Source organism: Vibrio sp. B1FIG11 (assembly GCF_905175335.1).
Taxonomy (GTDB): Bacteria; Pseudomonadota; Gammaproteobacteria; order Enterobacterales; family Vibrionaceae; genus Vibrio; species Vibrio campbellii.
Genome location: NZ_HG992752.1, coordinates 1 through 16,944, shown reverse-complemented (window position 1 = coordinate 16,944; position 16,944 = coordinate 1). Strand labels below are relative to the sequence as shown.

The window sequence follows — 16,944 nt, the reverse complement described above, 5'->3', positions numbered from 1 at the left end:
CCTCCCTAATACTTGGCTAGTAGCGCTTTCGCGGTTTGCGTTTCTAGATTGCTGTCACCCAATTGCTCCATTTGCGCTAACCATGTTTTGGCTTGTTGAACATCTTCAGCTCGTAGTGCTGCTTCAATGGCATAACGGTAAATCCATGAAGTAGCCGCAAAAGGTTGTTGGCTAAAACTCGGTTCATCAAGCAGAGAAAGGTACAGCTCGTAGCCACGCTCAAAATGATTGAACATGTCTGGCAGAGAGGTAAACGTAGTAGCTGCCATGGCGGTAGCTAGCTGGTATTCCGGCAAGCCTTGTAAGCGTTGCTGCTCTTGCAGTGGTACTGGCTGATTCGCCATTAGGTCCAAACCTTTTTGGATAGTGGCAAGACCGCGCTCGGTGAACTTCATCTTGTTCCAAGGCATAAACGCCTCACGACCTTGCAACGTCTCCGCACTGCCCAAGTAAACCAAGGTCACCGGCGTTGCGCCCTGCTCTTCGAGTTGTTTGGATAGTTCGCCATAAACAGTATCAACTAAGCCAGAGTCACCCTGTGCTGCTTGGTTGAATTGACTGAGTGTGCGCTCGCTTGGATTAGCCAGAGCCAGATTGCTGCAGAGTGCAAATGCGGCGATAAACGTACTTGCCAGTTTAAGAGCTTTAATTGAGCGAGATTGAGAAACCATCATGTACTGTCCTTAGTTGAACGTGATTTGATGGTTTCAGATTAAGGGAGAAGATCGCACGCTGCTTTTACATGCGACCAATGGCAGTTATGCGGAGTGAATGGTATTGAGAGAGGATGAATGGTTTCGCTCCTCTGAAGCCTGCAAAATCGCTTCGACCATTAAGGTCAGCGCTTTAGGCTGATAGTTACGCTGACGATAAACCAAATAGGCTTCGCGATCCCCGCGGCTATAGGATGGTGCGACGCGCACGAGATTCAATTCAGGCTTAACGTGGCGTAATGGGATTGACGCAATTCCCAAACCGTTTTCCACCGCTTTGATCACCGCGGTTATGTCATTGACCACTAAGCGCGGCTTGCAGTTGAGCATGTCCACCAGCTTGTCTTTCTGATAGATAGGCACTTGCGTGGTGTGCGTACTGGCTACCCAATCCTGCTTGGCTAAATCTTGTAAGGTTTCAATATTGCCGCCCGCTTGCGCTAGATATTCAGGGCTAACGAAGAAAGCGTGCTCTACTTTAAACAATGGGCGCGCGATCATGTCGTCCAAACCATCCAAATCGAACGTCACCACTAGATCACGATCGGTTTCTGGAATCGAATTCACTTGGCTAAGCAACAGATCAATGGTCACTTTTGGATAGGTTTTGATGTAATCCTCAACCACCTTATCGACTAAGTCATTGTAAAAGCGGCTTGGCATCACCAATCGGATTCGCCCCTCCACTTCTTGGCTTTGCTGATTGAGCTGCAAGATACCGGATTCAATCTGCGACATCGCACTGCTGAGCTGATCAAACGCCTGTAAGCCTGTCTCGGTTGCCACCAACTCACGTCCTTTCTTCTCCAGCAATCTCAATCCTAGACGCGCTTCCAGCGCCGATAAACGACGAGACATAGTAGAGACCGGCAGTTCGAGCTTTTTCGCCGCCGCGAGCAGAGAGCCTTGCTCAACTACTGAGCAAAACAGGTACAGATCATCAACGTTTCCAAATATTGAATTCATACTTCTTCCATTGGTTATTTTTTCCAATTTTAGATGAGTATAACCTAGCCCACGTAGAAAAGAGACCCGAATATGCCGTGAACGCGGCGCGTAATAACGAATGAATACTAGGTACAGACGTGAAAGAAAATTTTTATAAATACGCGATATACACTGTTTTTTCAGCGGCAGCTTTGTTCTCCGCTTTTTTAGTCACCTCAGACAATGTTTCCCCTTTCACCACCCAAGCGACACTGCATCGTAATGTCGCAACCATTGCGCCGGAGGTATCTGGCGTGATTACGGATGTAATGGTGAATAACGGTGAATTGGTTGAAAAAGGTCAGCCACTGTTTGCTATCGATGCCAGCAGCTACCAATTGAAAGTGGCACAAGCGAAAGCCGAACTGCGCCAAGCACGTGAATCAGATTCCGCGAAATGGCAACAATTGGCAGCAGCAAAACAAACCCAAAGCCAAAGCCAACGCGAGTTTGAATACCACAACGCGAAGCAAAAACTGACGCGTAACCAAAAACTGCGCAACAAAGGGCTGGCAACCGAGCAAGAGCTTGATGACGCGATCACCAATACACAAGTCGCCAGTAGTGCGGTGGAAGCAGCAAACGCGGAAGTGAAACGCATTGAGGCAGAGCTTTCTACTCAAGACCGTACGGCAGCGATTGAGCTAGCAGAAGCAAAACTCGCCAGTGCGGAGCTGGATTTAAGCCACACCCAAATCGTGGCGCAAACCGAAGGCGTGGTAACGAACTTGCAACTGCAGTCAGGCAGCTACATCACACAAGGCACAGCGTCATTGATGCTGGTGGACGAAGCTCATGCGTGGATCAGTGCAGACTTCAACGAAAAAGGCATTGATAAGCTAACGAATGGTCGCGAAGTGTTGGTGTCCTTCGATGCGCTACCGGGCGAAGTATTTACTGGAGAAGTCAGCAGCCAAGAGCGTGCGATTTACGATACCAACAATGCTAATGGACAGCTTTCTAGCGTGACCAATGATACTCGTTGGATCCGTGAGCAACAGAAAGTGCGTACTCGCATTACAGTTAACGAGTTGGATCCTTCTATGATTTCTGGTTCACGAGCGAGTGTGATCGTTGAAAGCGGCAATCCAATCATGGATGTCATTGGCTCAGCTTGGATTCACTTGGTAGCGATGTTCCGCTACATCTATTAGGGGGTGAACCATGTGGACCTTCGAGAGCCTGTTTCAAAGTCGTTCTGAGCGCAATGAAGCACTGCGTGTCGCCCTTACTGTGACAATTTGTATGGTGCTAGGCAAACTACTGAACCTTGATTCTCCAGTTTATCTGGCGCTGTATCCAACCATCATCATGACCAAGAACAAAGACTACTCTTGGCTTGGTTTGCTTCGCACCTTACTACCTACGTTATTAGCAGCAAGCGCAGCATTGGTGGTGACTGAAGTGTTTTCACAACATCCGTTTGTGGTGTGGACCATTAGCTTGTTCTTCTTCGACTTTATGCGCCGCAGAGCGACCACGCCGCCGAAGAAAGGTCAGATGCTAATGCCAACCTTTAACTGGATTTTGATTGTGGTGTTTGCTCAGCACACCACCATGGACATGCCGATGCGCATTCATGAGATCTTGCTGTCGATGCTGATTACCATGGTCGTCGCAAAAACCATGGTCACTCTGTTCCCTGTTGAACGTGGCGGCAAACCACCAGCATTTGAAGAAGAGCCAGTCACGTTTGAAAACCGAGCAATTTCACTCGCGTTGATTGGGCTTGGCGTGGCGTTCTTGATGATTGTCGACATCATCTCAGCAACGTTTTGTTTGGTGCCAGTGATTGCCGCTGCAACTCAAACCACACACAAAAGCTTTATCGACGTGGTTGATCGCCGTTTTCAAACTCAAGTGGGCGGCTGTGCATTAGCTGTAGTGTTCACCTTACTAATGGCTGGGCATCAGTCCACGTTCGGTTACTACACCATCGTATTAGGTCTGCTTGCCTTTATGATCACCGCATCAATGGCAAAAGCGAAAGGTTCAGCCAAAGACGTTCATGCTGATGCATTGTTGGCGACCATGCTGCCGATTCAGCTGTACATGACCAGCAGCGAACTGGGCTTGGAAAGCACCTTCCTTCGAGCTTGGGAGCTTACCGTGACTTTGTTTGTGCTTTGGGCGCTGTACCATTTCACGCACAAACCGGAAAAAGCCCAAGTCTAATCGTGCCATCGCCTTAAGTGTTCAATACTTAAGGCGACTCCTTTTATACCCAAGTAACCTCAAGGTGCTAGGTTCAGCGAGAATGACTTGGTTTGAAGGCGAGGCAACAATTTGAAGATCTAGTGGTTCTAAATCAAAAATTGTTAACGAAGCATACGAACCAAGGCAACTCGCCCTTTGGGAGCGTGTCACTGACGCAATTTCATCGTCAAACAACTTGGAAAGAAATGGTTATTACGCTGCGTTGTTTTCCTTGAACTTGAATCAGTGACAACGCTCTGAATCCTGCATCTTGAAGTCACTTGGGTATATCTGCTCATTTCATTGCGCTGTCTGTACCAATTTCCATTTCAACCTTATAAAAAGTGTGGCGTAAAACCTCAGCCTGGTGTATTTATCCATCCCACGGCTTTTCAGGTCAGCTTACCCATAACAGGCGGCGTCGCACACTCCTCTCTTGCACACCTTTGCGTGGTGTCTGTTATCTCCAAATTGGATTCTTAGCATCGGAATAGTTTGAGCTCGCAGAGTTCTGGTTGTTTTCGCCCCGCGTTGGGGCGTTTTTAGGTTGTAGAAGATGAACAAGCGTTTCTTCCCTAGGATTGATTTGCCACTGCTGATGGCGATCATTCCGATCATGCTATTGAGTTCACTCACTCTCTGGAGTGCCAGTGGATTCAATGAAGCTATGCTCTTTAAGCACCTCGCTCGATGCGGTTTGACGCTGGTGTGTATTTTGGTCATGTCGTCGATTCCTGCGTCCAGTTATCAACGTTCAGCGCCTTATTTGTATCTGGTTGCGGTTTCGCTCTTGGCGGCCGTTGCGCTGTTTGGTGATAGCACCAATGGCTCACAGCGCTGGCTTGATATTGGCTTCTTCCGCTTTCAACCCTCTGAGCTGATCAAGCTCTCCATTCCCATTATGATCGCGTGGATGCTGCATCTAGAAGGTGGGCGACCAGACATTCGCAAAATTGCTTTCTGTTTGCTGATCACCTTTGTGCCTGCGGGCTTGATTGCCTTACAACCAGACTTGGACGGCGCTATCTTCACCGTGATTTACGCGTTGTTTGTACTGTTCTTTGCAGGCATGAGCTGGAAGATAATTGGCGGCTTTTTAGTGAGCATTCTAACGCTGGCACCAATACTTTGGTTCTTTGTGATGGAAGCGTATCAAAAGAGCCGTGTAACGCAGTTCTTGCATCCTGAATCGGATCCACTGGGTTCGGGCTACCAAATCATCCAATCGTTGATTGCAATTGGTTCTGGCGGCATGAAAGGCAAAGGCTGGATGAATGCCACTCAAGGTACGTTAGGGTTTATTCCAGAGAGCCATACTGACTTTATCTTTTCGACCTACGCAGAAGAATGGGGCTTTATTGGTTGTGTGGTGTTGTTAGCGTTGTATTTATTCATTACGGCGCGTGTGATGCTGCTAGCGTGCCAATCTGAGCACTTCTTCAGTCGCTTAGTGAGCGGCGCATTGGCGATGAGCTTCTTCCTTTACGCCTTCATCAACACAGGCATGGTAAGTGGCTTGTTGCCAGTAATGGGCAGCCCACTGCCGTTCTTTAGCTACGGTGGTACTGCGATGCTAACCCAAGGCATCTGTTTTGGCGTGATCATGTCTCTGTGTTACTCCAAGTATCGAAACACCTAAACGCTAGTCCCAATAAAAAAAGACAAACAACACGATCAAAAAAGGCTTCCCTCGGGAAGCCTTTTTACAACTGGAGAACCGAATTACAGTTCGCCGTTGTGGTATACCTGTTGAACGTCGTCACAGTCATCTAGAAGGTCTAGGAACTTCTGGAATTTCTCTGCGTCTTCACCCGCTACTGGCGTGTGAGTTTGCGGAACGAATGTGATTTCTTCAACGTCGATCGTTAGATCTGGGAATGCACCGTTAAGCGCAGTTTTTGTTTTGAAGAACTCTGTGTGAGGTGCGAATACAGTGATAACACCGTCTTCTAGCTCAACGTCAGTAACGTCCACGTCTTCCATCATTAGCGTTTCTAGGATGATTTCATCATCTTCGCCTTTGAACTGGAATACCGCTTGGTGATCGAACATGTGAGAAACAGAGCCTTCAACACCAATTTTCGCACCCACTTTAACAAAGCATTGGCGAACGTCTTGGAATGTACGGTTACCGTTGTCTGTTAGACAGTCTACGATCACGCTTGTGCCGCCAGGGCCAAAGCCTTCGTAACGTGCTGGTGTGTAGTCTTCACCACCGCCGCCGTTCGCTTTGTCGATCGCTTTATCGATAACGTGTGCAGGAACTTGGTCTTTTTTCGCTTTTGCGATCAGGTGCTTCAGAGACAAGTTCATGTCTGGATCACCACCACCGTTTTTCGCGCACATGTAAATTTCTTTACCGTATTTGGAATAAACTTTAATTTTTGCGCCTGCAGTTTTCGCCATAGAGGCTTTGCGCACTTCAAAACTTCTTCCCATCGGGATGTCTCTCTAAATTCAAATTTAATGCGAAGGATTTTAGCAAAGAGTGAACAGTTTTACCTTTCACCTTGCAAAGGAATGGGGAGGAAACCTCATTCGCCGCTGTGGTTTACACCAGAGCCACGGTTCGCTTTATGCGACACCCATTACTCGTTTGTACTTATCGACCGCCTGTTGAAAAAAGACTTTTTCGTCAGCGTCGTTAATCTTAGACAGCTGTTCTTCTATTACCTCTGGACCAGATTTCGCTTCTTTAAGCTTCCAAACCAAAAAAGACGCTTGTTTATCAAGTTCGATTTTGTTTTTCTCGTCAGGCGGTAACAGGGATAGATTGAACGACATTCACAGCCTCAAGGTACTTTAATAAATACTAGCCGCGCACTATAGCACACAGATTTGACTTTTAAGAAGTGAAACGCACTTTACTTGATCAATTTCAAGTTGCTTGTTTCGGATTCGATCGCGTTTGCAATGACTCTGGTAGGTATCGCTCAAAGATTTGCTGCAAGCGCTCTTTTGTCACCGGTTTAGCAACAAATTCGTTCATCCCTGCATCAAAGCAGCGTTGTTGATCTTCTTTAATTACATTGGCACTTAAAGCAATGATCGGCACTTGCTGTCCCCACTCGCCCATCTTACGAATGTTTTCAGTGGCAATGAATCCATCCATGACTGGCATTTGGCAGTCCATCAGAATTAAATCGAACTGATGAGTTTGGCATTGTCGAAGTGCATCTTCACCGTGTTCGGCGACATTCACCTGCATGCCAAGTTTCTCTAACATCATTCGCACGACTTTCTGATTCACCGCGGTGTCTTCAACGACCAGAATCCAAGGCTTGCCCTCATCTTTGGTCGTTTGGATATGTTCAGCAGCAATCGCATTGCTCATCCCATTCGGAAAATCAAACACGTTAGGCGTCTGAGGAGAGATAGACTTATCACAGACGATATTGAGTGGAATGGTGAATTCAAAGTAGCTGCCTAGACCAGGTTCACTGGTCAGACGGATTTCCCCGCCCATAACTTCAACTAAACTGTTGCAGATAGCTAAGCCCAAACCAGTGCCGCCGTATTTACGCGTGGTACTGCCATCGGCTTGCTGAAACTTCTCAAATACCGTTTGCTGGTTTTCTTTAGCAATGCCAATGCCTGAGTCCACCACTCGAAAATGCACGCTGGCAACATCTGTTTTCCGACTCACCTGTGACACCATCAACTTGACGTGTCCACGCTCAGTGAACTTCACTGCGTTACTGAGCAAATTGCTCAACACTTGTTTGAGTCTGCCCATATCCCCTTTCACCTCTAACGGTAACTGAGGGTCGATATCACAAACCAGTTGTAGACCTTTCTGCTGGGCTTTGACGGTATGAAGACGCCCTACCTCGTGAAGTAAATCGAGTAGATTGTAGGTCGTGGCTTCCAGTTCAATCTTACCCGCTTCTATTTTCGAAAAGTCGAGGATGTCGTCGATGATCACCATTAGCGAGTTGGAAGAGCTATTGATTATGGATACGAAGTCTTTTTGTTGCTCATCGAGTTTGGTATCTCCGAGCAACGAAGCAATACCAATAATGCCGTTCATTGGTGTGCGAATCTCATGACTCATAGTGGCAAGGAATTCGCTTTTCTTTCGGTTTGCGACTTCAGCTTTATCGCGCGCTTGTTCAATTTCTAATTGGTGTTCACTGACACGATCAACGCTTCGGTTGTATTTGCACTCCAACAAACTGACTTCATCAAAGAACCAACGTTTGGGCAATGTCACTTTGCTTGGTACATGGCCCCCGCTGAAATCGCTTACGGCCCCTGAGAGCAGCTCTAGAGGCTTAACCATCAAGCGAAACGTAACCCACAAAACACCAAGAATCAGCAAGAAGATCTTGATCGCTTCCGCGATCACCAGAAAAAAGAAGGTTTGCCATAACCCTTGATAGATCGGGGTAAGATCCGATTGAACAGTGACTTCAGCAAGATCATAAGTTTTTACCCCCATATCGTATTGCAAGGGCCACTGCCGCTCGATCCGATCTTCCGTTAATGCGCTGCCTAGTTCGAAGATCACTTCATCTGGCGTCGCAATTCTTAAATAATCCACCGAGGGTAAACGCATTGCTCCTTCTGCCTGAGTAAGTAATAGCTCTCGATCTTCAACCCACAAACTGGCAGAAAAACTGGATAAGTAACTGGTTTTAACCTGCTCAAGTTCACTATCTAGACGAGCAAGATCATCGTTGAAATCACGATATAAACTGATGGAAGAGCTGATTATGGTAAAGATTAAACTCAACACAAAAATCGCCAGCATCAATTGATTTCCGATACTAAATCGGCGCTGAGCTCGCTCTTTTATCTCCATATGAAATCGCTCCCTTAAACTTGCGCTAATATAAATATAGTCAGGTCGCGACAATAATCGAGGTTAGGATGAAAGGACTGTTACGAACATTAGGCTGTAGTTTTATAGCCTTAAGCTCTTACGCTATAGCAAGTGAAGTGAATTATTACGTGATAGCTGATCAAGCCAGACCATTTCAAATTGAGCAGCAAGGTGAACAACATTCAGGAATTGTGACAGACATTGTGAGTGCTATCTTTGCCGAATCCGATTATGAAGTGAAATACCACACCTACCCATTCAAGCGCATGATTTCGGTACTCGAAGCGGGGGGAGAAGAAAATTGGGTCACTTACGGCAGCCCAAAGTGGGGGAAGGTTCAATCGGAAAACCTCTCAGAACAACCTATTTACACTGTAAAACACGTATTGGTATCGAGCAGTAAAGCACCATTCAAATTCAGCGATATGCAGCACATGCAAGGTCGTTCAATTGTGCTTCTGCTTGGCTTTGATTACCCGAATCTCAGCCCTTTCTTTGAAAACGGTACCGTCAATGAAATGCGCGTCAAAGATTACGAGGCCGCCTATCGCGTTTTACAACGAACCCCTAGCGATACCGCGTTTGTCGAAATGGAATCACGCGTCGTGTACAACATCCATCGTTTAGAACTGCCGATGAGCGACTTCCAGATTCAATCTTTCAGCGCAGTGATACCAGACTACGCCATCTATCTCGCTTTCTCCCCTAAGATGAACCCCAAAGTGCAGAGCTTTATCAATAAACGCCTAGCAGAACTAAAAAGTTCCGGAAAACTCGACGACATCATCAAAAAATATATCTAGCTAGCCGCTCACGCCCAATCTGTAACAAAAACCGCCAGCTTCGATTAGCTGGCGGTTTGATTTTTATATCGTCTCTAAGATTAATCTTGTTCGACAAATTTGGGGTCGAACATGTGGCCGAGCTTATTGGCTTTGGTTTGAAGGTAGTGTTGATTATGGGGATTATTGCCTTCTTGCAGTGGTACCCGCTCAACCACATTGATGTTCACCTTCTTCAGCGCTGCAAGCTTACGTGGATTGTTGGTCATCAAACGTACTTTATCGATTCCAAGATGCTCCAGCATCCCCTTACAAAACGCGTAATCACGCATATCGGCAGCAAAGCCAAGACGCTCATTGGCTTCAACAGTGTCGGCACCTTCATCTTGAAGATGATACGCACGAATCTTGTTGATTAAGCCGATTCCCCTTCCCTCTTGGCGTAAATAGAGCAGCACGCCACAGCCTTCTTCGACAATATTTTGCAACGCACGGTTAAGCTGGAAACCACAATCACAACGAGTACTAAACAAGGCATCACCGGTTAAACATTCTGAATGCAGACGAATCAGTGGCGCTTTACTGTTTGCAGGGTCACCATACACCAAAGCCAGATGCTCTTTTCCCGTCGCGTTCTCGATAAAACCATGCATGATAAACGTGCCCCATTGGGTAGGCAGTTTGGCTTTATCGACAAAGCGCACCAAGTTATATGGCTTTACATGCTTTAGCTCTGCACGTACGTTCATCAAAATCTCTCCTAAATGGTTTTCTCCAGAACCGTCACCCCCATCGCCCCAGAATGCATCTTTGTGCGAATGTTCGGTGAGACACGCGTTGCCAGTCTGCATCAACTGTTTCGCAAGCTGAGGGTTTTGCAGAAACTTCTCACGGACGATAAACGCCATCACTGAGAGTTTGTCCTCATCCCAATCTTCTCTTACTAGGTGCTGATATTTGCGGCTTAAAGCAAAGGCTTCGTCGGGGCTTTTGGCTAAGAAGATTTTGTTTTGCAGTTTGAGGTCACTGAATTTTTGAGCTTGGTAATAGTGTTCGCTAGTGGGCCAAGATTGGGTAGAGACTTTGATGGGAGCTTGGCAAAAATTGGAGAGGAAACCGTGGGATTCATCGGGTTCGTAGAAAAGGATCTGATCAACCATAATCGTACTCCTGACGTTGCTACTGAATAGTCAACAAAAAGCATATCGCTATTGATATAATGTTTAGTAACGCAGGATAAGAAAGTCAAACAATGGGTTATAAAACAAAAAATGAAAAGGGCAGCCTTATGACTACCCCGTGGTTTTATTCCGCAGTGCGAGAATTAGTGAATTAAGCCAAGTTCCCTTGCCTCTTCGATGCTCAAGCCGCTTTCACGGATCTCACGAAGTGCTTCAATACGACGTCTTGCTTCGGCTGATTTCACGATTTTCTCAGGTCTCACAACGGTTTCTTCTTCTGGGAGTTCCCATTTGTGAGCGATGTTGCTCATCTCTTCATGGTCGATAGAATTAATGGACATATTTCCTCCGAACACACCATGTTTTCGATGGGTAATCTATAGCAAACCACCAATGCAGAGGTAAGAAAAACTGTAGGGAAATGTGACCCCTTTCGACCTTTCATCAACTCGTTAATAGATTCATCATTTAGTTTTTGCAAACCCGCTTTTTAGCGTTTAGATTTGAAGAATTCCCCCTATGAAAAGTGAGCTGATCCAGCTCTCATTTTTCCCCCACAAATTCACACTTCTATAACGGAAAAAATTCTTTTTATTACACTCAACTTTCGAGTCACTTCACTGATCAGACGGTTTTATCTTTCGCAAACCTTACACACCTGATAATGATAATAATTATCTTTTGTATTGGTAAGGTGTAATTATGAGTGAACTAAACCTGAATCAGGCATTCCACTCTGATCCCGTCATTCAGATCAGAAACTTATGCGTGGCCTACATCACCGACAACGGTGATTTTAATGCCGTGAAATCGGTAAGCTTCGATATTGGCAAGGGCGAAATATTTGGTCTGGCGGGTGAATCAGGCTGTGGCAAAAGTACCATAGCTTTCTCTATCAACCGTCTACACAAGCCGCCTGCATTTATCTCTGGGGGACAGATTCTATTTGAAGGCAAGGATATCCTTCGTCTGCCTGACAATGAGCTAAATACGCTGCGCTGGAGCGAGATTGCCATGGTGTTTCAAAGTGCCATGAACTCGCTAAACCCCGTTCTCACCGTTCAAGAACAGTTTGCCGACGTATTACGCCACCACAAAGGATTAACCAACGAGCAAGCCAAAGACCGTGCAGAGAAGCTTCTCGACTTAGTCAACATTCCGAGAAATCGTCTGGGAGAATACCCACACCAGTTCTCCGGAGGCATGCGTCAACGTTTAGTGATTGCGATTGCCCTATCCCTCAATCCCAAATTAATCATCATGGACTAGCCTACCACGGCGCTCGATGTGGTGGTTCAACGTGAAATCTTGCAGCAAATCTATCAGTTACGTGATGAGTTTGGCTTCTCAGTACTCTTTATTACCCACGATTTAGCGCTCATGAGCCAATTGTGCGACCGCATTGCCATCATGCGCCACGGCAAGATTGTTGAAGTGAATAGCTCATACGAAATCCGCAATCATCCTCAACACGAATATACCCAAAAGCTTTGGGCTTCGTTCCCGAATATTCACGATGTACATAAACAGCCACAAATGGAAGGAGCACCAGCATGAGTGAACCGATCATCCAAATGAAAAACGTGATCAAGGAATTCAAAGTCGGTGGTGGCTTCGCCAAAGAAGAAACCTTTCGCGCACTTCAAGGTGTGAGCTTTGATCTTTATGCAGGCAAAACCCTAGCGCTGGTGGGCGAATCCGGCTGCGGCAAAAGTACTTGTGCACGATTGATTACCAAGGTGTATCCAGCCAGCGATGGTGAAATTCTTTTCAACGGCAAAAACATTAACGACATTACTGCCCGCAGCGAGATTCAGGACTACCGCAGCAAGGTTCAGATGGTGTTTCAAGATCCTTTTGGCTCATTACCGCTTAAGATCCATAAGCAGGTGAAGAGTGACAAAGAAATCCCAGCCAAACTGCTAGAGCTGCTGGATTTGGTCGAACTGCCAGAGGAAACGCTCAACAAATTCCCTCACGAACTCAGTGGCGGTCAGCGTCAGCGTGTCAATCTCGCCCGTGCTCTGGCGGTAGGTTCACAGCTCATTCTTGCTGATGAACCGACGTCGATGCTGGATGTATCGATTCGTTTAGGTGTACTTAACCTGATGCAGCGTATGAAGCAAGAGTTAGGAATTGGCTTTCTGTACATTACTCATGACCTTGCGACTGCGCATTACATCGCAGAAGAAACCGCGGTGATGTATAAAGGACAAATTGTGGAATGGGGAGACACTCAAGCGATCTTGAAGAATCCACAGCATCCATACACTAAGTTATTGATCTCTGCAGTGCCAGATCCTGATCTGCCATTTGGTAACCTTGTAGAAAGTGAACCAAACTATTCAGTAGATGCCGATGAGATCCGCAGTCGCAGCAGCGTTGTGGTCGAAGACTATGATCAAATCGGACCAAATCACTTTGTAAAACAATGGACTGAGGCAGCCTAATGGATTTGATGACCTGGCAAGATCAACTATCAGATTGGTACGACAATCGGAAGCATGATCAAGTAGAAAGCTTAGAAGCGATCTTATACCAAGCGCCTGTTGCTGTGTTTGGTCCAGAGTTGACGGACGAACAGAGTAAAGCGATCGCTTGTTGGTTAGATGGCTGCCTAAGAGTCTTTCAACATGCTAGGCATCATGACCATCAAAAAGCCTTTCAAACCCTCCAATACACCGGTGCGAAACTCGAACAAGCGGCTTGCCAGCCGATGACCGATATTCTTATCAAGGATTGGTGTCTCAAACGTTTGCAGCATTTGACCGTTCTGGCGCTAGAGTTCTGCAATCAGCAACACGATCAAAATGAGTGGCAGCAGCAGGCGAGCGACTTGATCGAGTCACACATTGCATTGATGCGATCGTTAAATTGGAATGAAACTAGGAAGCATGATCAAGGATTACGTCATTAATCTGGAAAGATGATCAAGGTTGCTTGATGGTTACGAATGAATTTACCGAATGCACAAGACAGGAATTTTAGATAAAAAAAAAGCGAGTTTCTTGAGGAGAAACTCGCGAAGTCTATTCAGAATGAATGTAACAATATGAGCCAATCTATTAATCATCAGAAAGGACAAAAGGTTGTCTATTCGGGATAAATCTTAGTCTGCCCTCGGAACCGCAATGTCAGTGATTTGTAAGAGTTAGGTCTGATTTCCATCAGTGCAATTCATTGTTACATTCTGAACCAATTAGTCATGCTTATTACTCAAAAAGCATCCGCTTGATTCATATTAAATCGCCATTTCATCAAGTGCTCTGAATACCATCTCATCCATGTGTCCCTCAAAAATCTGGCGACACACTTTTCGGCGAACGGCTAAGCCTGCGATTAGACGCTCAATGGTGAGATGTTTGACATCGTTTTGGCTGTTAAACAGCTCGACTGTTTTGCTTAATGTCTCGTAAGGCAGAGGTGCATCCCCTACTCGCAAGAAATCGAGCTTGTCTATGAAGTCAGAACACTCTTCTTTGATTGAGGCATAGGAATGCCCTGTCATCGCCGATAAAGCCGTTATACTGCGTTCTAGAGCCTCTGGAGAGGTATATTTGGATAGAGTAATGGTTATCTCGTCCGCATTGATCTCAACTAGGTGCTTTTTCTGCTTCACTCGGCGGCCCAAATTACCACGTGGAGAGGGAGCTTTACGCTGAATAGGCTCAAATTCGCCGTCTATGATGCCTGAGAGCTCGTCTAGCTGCTGCCTCGTAACCATTTCATTACGAAGTGGGTTTGGCAGCGTAGGGGCCATATTACGCTTTCCTGCGTTGGTCGTACGAGCACGCGAGTAACGCAATACTTCTTCCACATCGCATTTGATGTCGATTTGGTAGTCCATCACTTTGCCGTTTTCGATCATGGTCTCGATCGTTAAGTGATAGCCCCATAAGTTCACAACAAAAAGATCTTCTGTCCCTTTGCCATCAGACAAACGCTTTAACTCACGGATCAGATCCATTGAGAAACGTCGCCACTCGATGTTACGGGCCAGTTTTTGGTTCAGCTCACTCAATAACATGCAATCGGTGTGTTTACGCACCATGCGACTACGGAAGAACGAGTACAACTGGAACACCAAGGTGTGTTGTTTCAGAATTTCTGGCGGGAACAAGAAGAAATAATCACGCGTAAGCAGTTCTTCATAGAACGACGGTTCCCACACGAGAATGTAAAGGTTTGGCTTAATGCGAATTTCACCGTCAGCGCCTTCTGTTGGTGCTTCTTCCGATGCAGTGATGGTTCGAGCAAGAAAACGGAAACGATCACTCTTGAAGCCTTCTGGCATGTTTTCACTCAGCCAGCGGCCAGTGAGCTCGTGCAATTGGAAATCAGTAAACTCGATACGATCAATACTGTCACGGATTGAATCTCGTGCAGGGCCACTGTCTTTCTTGCCACGTAATGACAAGATATCCGTGATGTACAACGGTGTTTTGTTGGGCACATGCGCCGCGTCCATGTGGTACTGATCTTTGTGATGATCATGGTATTGCACAGTCAGCGTAAACAGAGCAAACAAGGTCATCAGATCGTCCACTGTCATGATGTTTTTCGACGATCGTGTTTCAATCACGGCTTTGGTGCCAGAGATCGAAACCATGGATTTCTGGTAACTCTTGCGAGTGCGTGGAGGCGCTAAGGCTTGGTCGATGATCCCTGCCCAATTAGTTGGAGAAACGACAAATTGATCCGCTTCATCCTTCATCATCGGTGGGGTATTCAAACCATGTTCATTCAACAGGCGCTTGTTCACTTGGGTTTGCGCTAAGGCCTTAGAACGCTTTTGCTTTTCGCTCTGACGAACTTTTTCTGTAACTAAGCTGGTGGCACCTAACGCTGAGATGAGCTGGTTCGGGTTGACGAACTTGTGCAGCATGGTTTTGCCAGCAAGGCCTTCTTCAAAACGTACTGGTGTTTGATGAAACAAACCAATGTTCACAGCAGCACGTAAGCGTTGTTGCAAGGCGGCTCTGGTCAGTTGACCGTCGGTTGCTTCAACAATTTCTGTTGTCGATACCAAACCGTCTTTGCTGCTGAATCCTCGTAAAGAGATCAGATTAAGCAACTCTAAGATGCTCTTGGTTACCCCTTTGAAGTGTTGGTATTGTTCTACCCAATCTGCAGAAGATTCGTGTACCTCAAAAAGGTGCCCATCCTTATGGCTTCTTGGCGCTTTAATCAGAATTTTTTCATCAGCGGTCATTTTAGATCCAGATCACACTAGCCGTAGTTTTGCTATGGTTCCGAAGAATAAAGAAAAACAGATCATAAATAAAGAAAAAATCTTTGTTTTTTAAATAACTGATCTTTTTGATTAATCTGATCTTATTGTTTATATGATCTAATGATCTGAAGATTTTTGGTTGCGTAAGTCTATGTTTTAAATGGTTATTTCAAAGTGGCGCTCTGGAACTATGATCATGAACATTCCGAAACAATGATCAACAAATCCCTGAAAGCATGATCACAAAGTCTCGTAAGCATGATCATTAAGTTTCTGAAAAGATGATCAAAAAGGTCCTGAAACGATGATCATGATGTTTGTACAACTTATCCACAGAAATACCGTGAAGGCTTGGAAAAGTTTGTTCTGATTTGCTGTAAAGCAAGGGCATTTTACCTTCGGATCAATGATCAAGAGCGTCGCTTTCCATCGTTCTGCAATGAACTGTGAATACAATTTACGCAAATGCTGAAATATTCCTCAGTTTTAAGCTAGCCGCCTTGTTCCTTGTTGCTATCTAGAAATTGGCGGAAGCATGATCATGATATCGCGTTCTACATTTTGTTTTCGATTTATTTTCATCTTTCCACGTTTTTATCTCTGATTTTGCCTCTATCCCCCAGTCTATCTGCATTCAGCCGTAAATTGACCGTGAAAAATCATGCTTCCGAGGACAAAACACACTTGATCATTTTTCCAGTAAATTGATCGCATTGAAAAATCGATGTGCGGCGTACAAGGACGCATAACTTCCTTGATCATGCTTTCGTATTTTCTGTTCTTACCGGAAGTATGATCATGAAGACTCCTTGATCATACTTCCGTTTAATATCGCTGTTTTCATGCTTAAACATACTGGACGCATGATCAAGGCTGGTTTTCCTTGTATTTTTAAATTAAAACGCTGAGGCACCATCAAACACTAGATTCATCTCACACTATCCGTAATTTAGTGCCTTTTTATAATCGTTCCGGAAAAACGTTAGATTTACATTGTAAATACGTGACAGTGTGACATTTTTATTCT

The 16,944-nt window shown here is 45.6% G+C and carries 14 protein-coding genes and 1 pseudogene; 7 read left to right on the top strand and 8 right to left on the bottom strand.

Going from position 1 to position 16,944, the window contains the following annotated elements; translation table 11 throughout:
• Positions 1-5: 5 nt before the first annotated feature.
• Positions 6-674 (bottom strand): hypothetical protein, encoded by a 669-nt coding sequence (locus KHO06_RS16885; RefSeq protein WP_005428879.1) that lies wholly within the window; start codon positions 672-674, stop codon positions 6-8.
• An 84-nt stretch (positions 675-758) separates the two neighbouring features.
• Positions 759-1,679 (bottom strand): LysR family transcriptional regulator, encoded by a 921-nt coding sequence (locus tag KHO06_RS16880; RefSeq protein ID WP_081233029.1) that lies wholly within the window; start codon positions 1,677-1,679, stop codon positions 759-761.
• Between the two features lie 119 nt (positions 1,680-1,798).
• Between KHO06_RS16880 and KHO06_RS16875 the strand changes: the two genes are divergently transcribed.
• From KHO06_RS16875 to rodA, 3 genes are all read left to right on the top strand, one after another.
• On the top strand, positions 1,799-2,854 hold the full coding sequence (locus tag KHO06_RS16875; RefSeq protein WP_212582946.1) for an HlyD family secretion protein: 1,056 nt from the start codon (positions 1,799-1,801) through the stop codon (positions 2,852-2,854).
• Between the two features lie 10 nt (positions 2,855-2,864).
• Positions 2,865-3,875 (top strand): DUF2955 domain-containing protein, encoded by a 1,011-nt coding sequence (locus KHO06_RS16870; RefSeq protein ID WP_191116725.1) that lies wholly within the window; start codon positions 2,865-2,867, stop codon positions 3,873-3,875.
• A 577-nt stretch (positions 3,876-4,452) separates the two neighbouring features.
• On the top strand, positions 4,453-5,535 hold the full coding sequence (gene rodA, locus KHO06_RS16865; RefSeq protein WP_005428884.1) for a rod shape-determining protein RodA: 1,083 nt from the start codon (positions 4,453-4,455) through the stop codon (positions 5,533-5,535).
• Between the two features lie 83 nt (positions 5,536-5,618).
• Here rodA and KHO06_RS16860 read toward each other — a convergent pair whose 3' ends face one another.
• The 3 genes from KHO06_RS16860 to KHO06_RS16850 form a co-directional block, all read right to left on the bottom strand.
• Positions 5,619-6,335, bottom strand: coding sequence for a YebC/PmpR family DNA-binding transcriptional regulator (locus KHO06_RS16860; protein WP_005428886.1), 717 nt, complete (start codon positions 6,333-6,335; stop codon positions 5,619-5,621).
• 135 nt (positions 6,336-6,470) lie between these two features.
• A complete protein-coding gene (locus tag KHO06_RS16855) occupies positions 6,471-6,680 on the bottom strand; it encodes a DUF3283 family protein (protein ID WP_005428896.1) in 210 nt (69 codons plus the stop codon).
• Positions 6,681-6,774: 94 nt separating this feature from the next.
• Positions 6,775-8,700, bottom strand: a complete 1,926-nt coding sequence (locus KHO06_RS16850) for an ATP-binding protein (protein WP_212582945.1) — start codon at positions 8,698-8,700, stop codon at positions 6,775-6,777.
• 68 nt (positions 8,701-8,768) lie between these two features.
• Here KHO06_RS16850 and KHO06_RS16845 point away from each other — a divergent pair, with 68 nt between their 5' ends.
• The gene (locus KHO06_RS16845; protein WP_212582944.1) at positions 8,769-9,524 is read left to right on the top strand and encodes a transporter substrate-binding domain-containing protein; all 756 of its coding nucleotides are present in this window, start codon (positions 8,769-8,771) and stop codon (positions 9,522-9,524) included.
• 80 nt (positions 9,525-9,604) lie between these two features.
• Here KHO06_RS16845 and ribA read toward each other — a convergent pair whose 3' ends face one another.
• On the bottom strand, positions 9,605-10,663 hold the full coding sequence (gene ribA, locus KHO06_RS16840; RefSeq protein WP_080768327.1) for a GTP cyclohydrolase II: 1,059 nt from the start codon (positions 10,661-10,663) through the stop codon (positions 9,605-9,607).
• Positions 10,664-10,827: 164 nt separating this feature from the next.
• Positions 10,828-11,025 carry a hypothetical protein gene (locus KHO06_RS16835; protein WP_005428900.1) on the bottom strand — a complete coding sequence of 66 codons (198 nt, stop codon included), beginning with the start codon at positions 11,023-11,025 and terminating at the stop codon, positions 10,828-10,830.
• Positions 11,026-11,386: 361 nt separating this feature from the next.
• On the opposite strand from KHO06_RS16835, the pseudogene KHO06_RS16830 reads away from it, so the two are divergent.
• From KHO06_RS16830 to KHO06_RS16820, 3 genes and pseudogenes are all read left to right on the top strand, one after another.
• A pseudogene (locus KHO06_RS16830) lies at positions 11,387-12,241 on the top strand (ABC transporter ATP-binding protein).
• Positions 12,238-13,134 (top strand): ABC transporter ATP-binding protein, encoded by an 897-nt coding sequence (locus tag KHO06_RS16825; protein WP_212582943.1) that lies wholly within the window; start codon positions 12,238-12,240, stop codon positions 13,132-13,134. The pseudogene KHO06_RS16830 and the gene KHO06_RS16825 overlap by 4 nt, the downstream one beginning before the upstream one ends.
• Positions 13,134-13,601: a transcriptional regulator gene (locus KHO06_RS16820; RefSeq protein ID WP_212582942.1), complete on the top strand. Its 468-nt coding sequence runs from the start codon at positions 13,134-13,136 to the stop codon at positions 13,599-13,601. The genes KHO06_RS16825 and KHO06_RS16820 overlap by 1 nt, the downstream gene beginning before the upstream one ends.
• A gap of 324 nt (positions 13,602-13,925) precedes the next feature.
• On the opposite strand, the gene KHO06_RS16815 is transcribed toward KHO06_RS16820, so the two are convergent.
• Positions 13,926-15,896 carry a replication initiator protein RctB domain-containing protein gene (locus tag KHO06_RS16815; protein ID WP_005428910.1) on the bottom strand — a complete coding sequence of 657 codons (1,971 nt, stop codon included), beginning with the start codon at positions 15,894-15,896 and terminating at the stop codon, positions 13,926-13,928.
• Positions 15,897-16,944: the final 1,048 nt, after the last annotated feature.

What these genes read in the sequence shown, in the direction of transcription:
- KHO06_RS16885 (WP_005428879.1), bottom strand. Translation starts at nt 674, where the DNA reads ATGATGGTTTCTCAATCTCGCTCAATTAAAGCTCTTAAACTGGCAAGT.
- KHO06_RS16880 (WP_081233029.1), bottom strand. Translation starts at nt 1,679, where the DNA reads ATGAATTCAATATTTGGAAACGTTGATGATCTGTACCTGTTTTGCTCA.
- KHO06_RS16870 (WP_191116725.1), top strand. Translation starts at nt 2,865, where the DNA reads ATGTGGACCTTCGAGAGCCTGTTTCAAAGTCGTTCTGAGCGCAATGAA.
- rodA (WP_005428884.1), top strand. Translation starts at nt 4,453, where the DNA reads ATGAACAAGCGTTTCTTCCCTAGGATTGATTTGCCACTGCTGATGGCG.
- KHO06_RS16860 (WP_005428886.1), bottom strand. Translation starts at nt 6,335, where the DNA reads ATGGGAAGAAGTTTTGAAGTGCGCAAAGCCTCTATGGCGAAAACTGCA.
- KHO06_RS16855 (WP_005428896.1), bottom strand. Translation starts at nt 6,680, where the DNA reads ATGTCGTTCAATCTATCCCTGTTACCGCCTGACGAGAAAAACAAAATC.
- KHO06_RS16850 (WP_212582945.1), bottom strand. Translation starts at nt 8,700, where the DNA reads ATGGAGATAAAAGAGCGAGCTCAGCGCCGATTTAGTATCGGAAATCAA.
- KHO06_RS16845 (WP_212582944.1), top strand. Translation starts at nt 8,769, where the DNA reads ATGAAAGGACTGTTACGAACATTAGGCTGTAGTTTTATAGCCTTAAGC.
- ribA (WP_080768327.1), bottom strand. Translation starts at nt 10,663, where the DNA reads ATGGTTGATCAGATCCTTTTCTACGAACCCGATGAATCCCACGGTTTC.
- KHO06_RS16835 (WP_005428900.1), bottom strand. Translation starts at nt 11,025, where the DNA reads ATGTCCATTAATTCTATCGACCATGAAGAGATGAGCAACATCGCTCAC.
- KHO06_RS16825 (WP_212582943.1), top strand. Translation starts at nt 12,238, where the DNA reads ATGAGTGAACCGATCATCCAAATGAAAAACGTGATCAAGGAATTCAAA.
- KHO06_RS16820 (WP_212582942.1), top strand. Translation starts at nt 13,134, where the DNA reads ATGGATTTGATGACCTGGCAAGATCAACTATCAGATTGGTACGACAAT.
- KHO06_RS16815 (WP_005428910.1), bottom strand. Translation starts at nt 15,896, where the DNA reads ATGACCGCTGATGAAAAAATTCTGATTAAAGCGCCAAGAAGCCATAAG.